The following is a 7241-nucleotide window of genomic DNA, read 5'->3' as shown; positions in this document are numbered from 1 at the left end:
ACAGAAACGGCTGCCCTCTCTCGTGAGCGAGACAGGGACAGCCGTGATGTGGAAAAAGGTGAACGCGGACTTACTGCTTGCTCTTCATTAGCTCGGAACGGCTTGCGCGACGGCCTCGCGCGACCACACACGATGCTCCCGCATGGCGTGGATAAATTTCTCCGTGACCTTTTTGGCGTCCTCTTCTATCAGCACGCCTTCATCCGGTTCAGGCAGTGGTAGCGCCTGATACAGACTCAGCGCATCCCCTTGCAGTCCTATCGCCTTGAGATGTTTGAACGACTGCAACAGATAGTATTTGGCGTTGCCGTCAGACTTCAGTGTCTCAATGCTCTGCTGACCGGTCGGCACTATCACCGCATCGACCAGAACGGAAGGATTCCCTTCAATCGTTCCCGCCACGTCCAGCTCCTGCCCTTGCAGCGTTTTGATCTTGCCGAGGTGAGGCGCAAAGATTTTGGTATGAATCCCCTGCTTATGCAGCGCTTTTTCGATTTTCTCGACCGATGCGCCGCACACGCCGTCTGCCGCGAGGATCGCCACCTGCCGAGACTTCAACGTCTGCTTTTTCCCCGCATAGATGCTGAGCGTTTCATCCGACGTAATACCGTTGATTGCGCCAGGCAGTGGATGTTTACGCTGCTTGGCGGTGAGTTTCATACCCAGATTCTCCGCCACCTTCTGCGCTAAATCGTGATCGATATAGGTGAGCTGATCCACCACGCGCTCGCGGATCCAAGGACGCCCCACCTTCCCTAACTCAAAGCTGAAGGCGCCTACGATGTGATTTTTTTCCACATCGGTCTGGCTCAGCCAGAACAGGCGAGGCTGGGAGTAATAGTCGGCAAACGACTCGCTGCGCTGACGAACTTTCTGACCGTCGAGCGGCTGTGGATAGGTTGCAAATCCGCCGTTGGCGTCTGCCGGCGCGGTCTCTCGCGGCCAGTTGTTGTTAATCGAGTTGGGTTCGTAATTCGCCGCCCCCGTGATCTCCATCCGGTGCATACCGTCTCGCTGATGATTATGGAACGGACAAACCGGTTTGTTGATCGGCAGTTCGTGGAAATTCGGGCCGCCCAGTCGGCTAATCTGCGTATCCAGATAAGAGAACAACCGCCCTTGCAGCAGCGGATCGTCGGAAAAATCGATCCCAGGCACAATATTGCCGGGACAGAACGCCACCTGTTCCGTTTCGCTGAAGTAGTTGTCTGGATTGCGATTGAGCGTCATTTTCCCAACCAGTTGCACCGGCACCAGAGACTCAGGGATCAGCTTGGTCGGATCGAGAATATCGAAATCGAATTTGTGCTCGTCCTCTTCGGGGATAATCTGCAGCCCCAGCTCATATTCCGGATAATCGCCGGCTTCAATGGCCTCCCACAGCTCTTTACGATGAAAATCGGGATCTCTCCCCGTCAGCAGCTGGGCTTCATCCCAAATCAGCGACGCCACGCCATACACCGGCTTCCAGTGGAAACGGACGAAGTGACATTTACCCTCGGCGTTGATCAGCTTGAAGGTGTGGATCCCGAAACCTTCCATCATGCGATAACTGCGCGGGATACCGCGATCCGACATCGCCCAGGTCACATTGTGCAGCGTTTCCGGCTGTAGGGAGACATAGTCCCAGAAGGTGTCGTGCGCACTCTGCCCCTGAGGAATTTCATTGTGAGGCTCCGGCTTCACCGCATGCACGAAGTCGGGGAATTTGATCGCGTCCTGAATAAAGAAGATCGGCGTATTGTTGCCCACCAGATCGAAGTTGCCCTCCTGTGTGTAAAACTTGGTGGCCCACCCGCGGATATCCCTCACCGTATCGGCCGAACCTCGCGATCCTTGCACGGTAGAAAAACGGACGAACACCGGCGTTTTCACCTTCGGGTCCTGCAGAAATTCCGCGTTGGTATAGCGAGAAAGCGGTGCGTAAACCTGAAAATAACCGTGCGCGGCCGCCCCGCGCGCATGCACCACACGTTCAGGAATACGCTCATGGTCAAAGTGCGTGATTTTCTCGCGGAGGATAAAATCTTCCAGCAGCGTAGAACCGCGTACGCCTGCCTTGAGCGAGTTTTGGTTATCTGAAATTTTAACGCCCTGATCCGTACGCAAGGCTTCGTGCTCCGGATGGGTACGGTATTTATCCAGCTGTTTCAATTTAGCATTGGTATTTTTAGGCGATTTGGCCTGGCCGGGAAACATCGGCTCCACGCCGGGAGGCGTCGGACTGCTGGTCGGTTTTATCGCCGCATCGTTCGGTGCGGTATCCGCCAGATGAGGCTTCACTGACTGAGAGGCGTCCAACTTGACACTCTTCGTCGGCTTTCGATCCTTTTCATCTTTCATGTTGCCTCCTGTTAATTGTTAAAAAACAGACACATAAGAAAGGCACAAAAATAACCCTGCTTTAAATATAGTTAATGGTTTTTGATAGGGGATAATGCAGCGGCCGAGAAGCGTTCATTAATGCGAAAACATTCGAGGAGAACGCCATAAAGGACGTTCTGGGGAGAGCGAAAAAGGGGCCATCATTCAACGCCCCAATCCTGTGATAAGACGCCCGCTTATCCCTTTGAGGCAGCAAAAAGTGGATAGCGCATCGTTGAAAGAACTCAATACGACGATGAGTCAAAGGAAGGTGACGCAGCAACGCAGGGTTTCCCCCGCGTCAAAATTAAGTGGTCTCGCGATAATGAACCATCGCGGGTCAAGATGCGTTCAGGCGTCAGACGATTTCAGCCGCCCGTAACCCACGACGCGTAGCGACGGAAACCGTCTGGCTGTTGAGCGCGATCGCCAATCAGATTTTTAGCACTTCGATACCATAATCCGCGGGATCCACAATACCTTCGAGCTTGCCTAGCTGCGCCAAATCGCTCCCGGAAACCACGCTGTTGATGTTGCTTTCCAGAAAGCGGAGATTTTTGACGATATTCACTTTTACCGGATCACCTCGACCGTTGACGTCCATGATCCAGGCAAGAAATCCCCCGTTGAATTTCGCCAATGTACCGATGGGATTGGGGCCATAGACACGAATATATTCAACCAAAATGGCCTTGTCATAGGCATCGCCGCATTCATTGATATGCCGGTAAGCGACCAGCGGATTGCGGGCAGGAATACCGTTACGCCGATGGATCGCTTTATTGACCGCTTTGATGACAGAAACCAGACGCACCAGACCCGATAACTGCGCCGCCGTTTTTCCGGCGGGATAACCGGAACCATCAAGGTGTTCATTTGCATTCTGAATGATATCTCTGCAAAGGGGACTCGGTTCCCACGATAACGCGTCCAGCTTGGCGCACAGCGCCGTGACATGGCCTTTCAGCACTTCTTTTTGCGGCGGCGTCATATTCGCTTTGAGAGAAGGCAGTTCAACACTGACCAGTAAAGGTTTACCCAGTGTATGCAGCAATGCGCCTAACACGGCTTCCCTCACCTGATGATCGAAGGGGTTGCGCAGTAATAAGATGTCAGCCAGTTGCCCTGCAACTTTGATAGCCTGTCTGACCCAATCAGGCTCATCGCGAAGAAACGCCAGCGCATGCAAAAAAGCCTTCCGGTCCTGTTTAACCCAGTTAATCAAAATATCAGCACACCCGTAAAATATCTCAGCAGGGAAAACATCACGGATTTTGATATACATCAGTCCAATCTGGAGCTGGTGGACGATATTCATGACGTCGCGTTCAACAGCAGGCTGGCGTGAGAGCTTTTCCCGTTCCTGACTCTCTCTTTGCAGCATCATTTTTTCTACGACACCGGGAATAAACAAAGGAGAAGGATGCTCGACTTTATCGCTGATGCCGGTTCTAAAAATGGCGTCCCTCTCGGCTTCATTAACATAGCGATAGAGGGCTTCGGTCTGAGGTGCGGATAAATTGATGAACTGTATCCCCACCGCCGCGTGCCCATAGGTTCCAAAAGGGCGAATATGGCGAACTTTGCCTTCAGCCCAAAAGAGCTCTCCGTTGGGGAACTCGAGTCTGATTTCGGGCAAAGGCTGGTCGATGCTCATGGCAATGCAGTCAGACAGATCGACATCGACCATACAGCCGCCAACCGACAGATCACGCAGGTGGCCCGCGACTCGCGCTTCATGGGGATACACTTCAATGCTGGCGCGTCCAGACATGCCAAGAATAAAGTGAATACGAATCGCCCCGCGGCTTTCATTAATAAAGACCGACTCAGGAAGCTGACATTCCAAGTGGTACTGCATTTTATGCGTTTTAATCATTTTAGCGCGTATATTACTGAGACTGTAAGTCTCGCGTTCGACGCTGTGCGGCCCCTTCAATGCTTCCAGATCAATAGTGATGGCATCCGTCATTAAATATTTTTCAAAATTAATAATCGGGTATTCCATTTCGAGAACCATACGACCATTAGCCGGTCTTAAATCTATTATTTTGGCTGTCACCGAAAAGACCATCTCTTTAGCATAAATAGACAGTGAATGTTTGTGCTGGACTAATGAAGAAATCACTTTTGCCGACGGATTAACATTCTGAGCCATAGCAATACCTGTGCATGCAATAGGAAGATTATTCTCACGCTTGTCTATATCCGTTATCTCCGACAAAAGAAGGCCTGAGTGATTTCTCACCCATTGGAGATAAAAACAAGTACAAACGTGCGCGTAATTCAGGTCAGTTGCCCAATCGTTCAGGGCGATAAATGTGCGTCTTCGTTACCAGAACGGCGAGGTCTTTTCATGCCTAGAGATAAGCGCTATCCCCGGTAAACCCGAGCTCTGGTTCGAAAAAAAACGGCGGTGGCGTGAAGGTTCCAAATGTTTACCCCCCGAAGATAATGACATGAAATTATTATAAAAATGACTCATAAGGCGTCCTTGTCGACACAAAATAAGTTACGAATATTGCACCTGAGATGCTTAATGCCATCGAGAGAATCAGGCAACCAGCGCCTAGATGGCTTAATGTATCCTGTCAAAATTAATACCATATAAAACCATCTCAAAATAGGTGATAGCGATCAAAATATTAACAACAATAGTCAAAATCTATCATGCTGTTGTATTTTGATCGATGGAATCGATTTAACATCTATATCACCCTTGCCTAACTTTGGTTAAAAAACTAATTGCAAAACTAAGTAATAACGACCGTGTGTACTTTTGACCAATAATCGATATCACCATCGATATGTCCTGCGAAAAAAATGAAATTAACGCTTAAGGAAAAACAGATAACGACTATTTTCGGCAAGCCTCATAAGAAATAAAAAAAACGCTTAATCGACCAATTAAAAAATAGTCAACGCAAGACGATTAGCCTGCTAATTACAAAACAATGAAAAAACAGCCTCGCGATATTTCAATAATAAGGCTTGGGTTTATATAATGATTTATTAAACCATAATCATATTGGCGACATTTGATATTGCCTGTATGCGCACACTATTCTTTTATGCCATGCCGTCATTTCTACTCGACAAAATATCATCACGGCTATTGCTTATCATGGAACTTCCGGACGCTCATCATGCCCTATCCATCTCCCTGCACATGAAACTCGAGGTTTCTGCGACCATCCGAAATCCTCGCACGCTTTACGTCACTGCCGCGCGTAAGTAAGAAACAAAGCATTTCGGTGAAGTCACACATCAATGACTTCCCAGGACGCCACTGCGCCCTCCGTCTTGAACAAAATAGTGTTCCTATTGCCCAACGCGCTATATGCTTTTAATTATCATGTCCCAGTTTACGGATCACGACGACAAAGGCGGAAAGTCATGTTTCGCAAGACGGTCAAAAATGATTGGGTAAAACTCGCCACCCCTTCAGACAAATTCGAACGCCTGGAAGCGTTTTTTACCGGTCACGGATATGACCCGCACCGACATGACACCTATGCCATCGGTCGCACGCTCTCGGGCATACAAAGCTTCAAATATCGAGGTAGTCGTAGACAGAGTCTGGCGGGCCACACGATGGTGCTTCATCCGGATGAAATCCATGATGGAGAAGCTGGCACAGCCGATGGGTTTCACTACCGCATGATTTATATCGAGCCCTCCTCTATCCAAAAAATATTGGGAGGCCAGCCTCTTCCCTTTATTCAAGGGGGGACGTCAACTGACCCGCGTCTTATTACTGCGACGGAATCCTTACTTCGAGGAATGGATAATACCTTTGATTCGCTGGAAGAAGATGACGCTATCTATGAACTAGCACACGCCCTGTCTGCCGTTGGGGGACAAAAAATCATACGGCGTTCGTATGATTACCCAGCGGCAGAGCGTGCCCGCGAGTACATCGATGACCTCTTCACGGAAACGGTCACGCTGGATGCGCTTTCTATCGTGAGTGGAAGAGACCGATGGAATTTGTCCCGCGACTTCCGCATGCTATATGGGACCAGCCCTTACCGATATGTCACCCTGCGGCGTCTTGAATATTGCCGAAAGCTGATGTTGACGGGTGAAAACTTAGCGAATATTGCAGTGACTGCCGGCTTTTCCGATCAGAGCCACATGACGCGGCATTTTATTAAAGCCTTCGGTATTTCACCGGGAATGTGGCTAAAAATAATCAACAAACAGCGTATCTAACTCGCTGCACAAACGTTCAAGACCCTAATCGCTTTCCCTCTTAGGATGTCTCTCTATTCAACCAGGAGAGAATACATGTATCAGTCCATTAATCTTGCACACAAGCTGTCGTTATTTAATGAGCAGTGGACCCCGAAAGTCATCGCCGAAATGAACGACTATCAATTTAAAGTCGTCAAAATCGAAGGTGAGTTCGTCTGGCACACCCACAAAGAGACGGACGAAACATTCATCGTGTTGGAAGGCACATTACGGATCGATTTTCGTGATGGTGCAGTGACCCTCAACGCCGGAGAAATGTTTGTGGTTAAACACGGGCTTGAACATAAACCCTATGCAGAGAAAGAGGTAAAACTTCTGCTGATCGAACCGCGCGGTGTGTTGAATACCGGAGACGAAGGCGGAGATCGAACCGCTCAAAATGATGTTTGGATTTGATATCTACAATGGATAAAAACAACAGGGGGAGTGTATTTCACTTCCCTTTTCTGGGTTGCCAGTTTTCCTGCAACACATCTTCCTTTTTTATTTCATTTGGAATGTATCATTAATTCATAGAAACCATTTTGTTATATATAATATATCAAATAAACATTTCAAGAACAGCATCCATTACCTGTCTCTTATACACATCTCCGAGCCCACGAGACTAAGGCGAATCT

Annotated in this window: 4 protein-coding genes; 2 read left to right on the top strand and 2 right to left on the bottom strand. The window is 49.0% G+C overall.

The window, feature by feature from the left end; translation table 11 throughout:
* Positions 1 to 87: 87 nt before the first annotated feature.
* The gene (katE, locus tag Q7O77_RS12240) at positions 88 to 2343 is read right to left on the bottom strand and encodes a catalase HPII (RefSeq protein ID WP_304167630.1); all 2256 of its coding nucleotides are present in this window, start codon (positions 2341 to 2343) and stop codon (positions 88 to 90) included.
* Positions 2344 to 2797: 454 nt separating this feature from the next.
* A complete protein-coding gene (locus Q7O77_RS12235; RefSeq protein WP_304167627.1) occupies positions 2798 to 4522 on the bottom strand; it encodes a PilZ domain-containing protein in 1725 nt (574 codons plus the stop codon).
* 1238 nt (positions 4523 to 5760) lie between these two features.
* Here Q7O77_RS12235 and Q7O77_RS12230 point away from each other — a divergent pair.
* Together Q7O77_RS12230 and Q7O77_RS12225 are read left to right on the top strand one after the other, a co-directional pair.
* Positions 5761 to 6579: an AraC family transcriptional regulator gene (locus Q7O77_RS12230; protein ID WP_094118601.1), complete on the top strand. Its 819-nt coding sequence runs from the start codon at positions 5761 to 5763 to the stop codon at positions 6577 to 6579.
* A 75-nt stretch (positions 6580 to 6654) separates the two neighbouring features.
* Positions 6655 to 7017 carry a cupin domain-containing protein gene (locus Q7O77_RS12225; protein WP_304167623.1) on the top strand — a complete coding sequence of 121 codons (363 nt, stop codon included), beginning with the start codon at positions 6655 to 6657 and terminating at the stop codon, positions 7015 to 7017.
* The last annotated feature ends 224 nt before the right edge of the window (positions 7018 to 7241 follow it).

Origin of the sequence: Lonsdalea britannica (genome assembly GCF_946477055.1) — a bacterium.
GTDB classification, from domain to species: domain Bacteria; phylum Pseudomonadota; class Gammaproteobacteria; order Enterobacterales; family Enterobacteriaceae; genus Lonsdalea; species Lonsdalea britannica_A.
The sequence above is the reverse complement of the archived record's forward strand: the minus strand, read 5'-3'. Positions and strand labels throughout refer to the sequence as shown.

Excerpts from the sequence above, each read along its gene's own strand:
- katE (WP_304167630.1), bottom strand. The coding sequence starts at position 2,343 with ATGAAAGATGAAAAGGATCGAAAGCCGACGAAGAGTGTCAAGTTGGAC.
- Q7O77_RS12230 (WP_094118601.1), top strand. The coding sequence starts at position 5,761 with ATGTTTCGCAAGACGGTCAAAAATGATTGGGTAAAACTCGCCACCCCT.
- Q7O77_RS12225 (WP_304167623.1), top strand. The coding sequence starts at position 6,655 with ATGTATCAGTCCATTAATCTTGCACACAAGCTGTCGTTATTTAATGAG.
- Q7O77_RS12235 (WP_304167627.1), bottom strand. The coding sequence starts at position 4,522 with ATGGCTCAGAATGTTAATCCGTCGGCAAAAGTGATTTCTTCATTAGTC.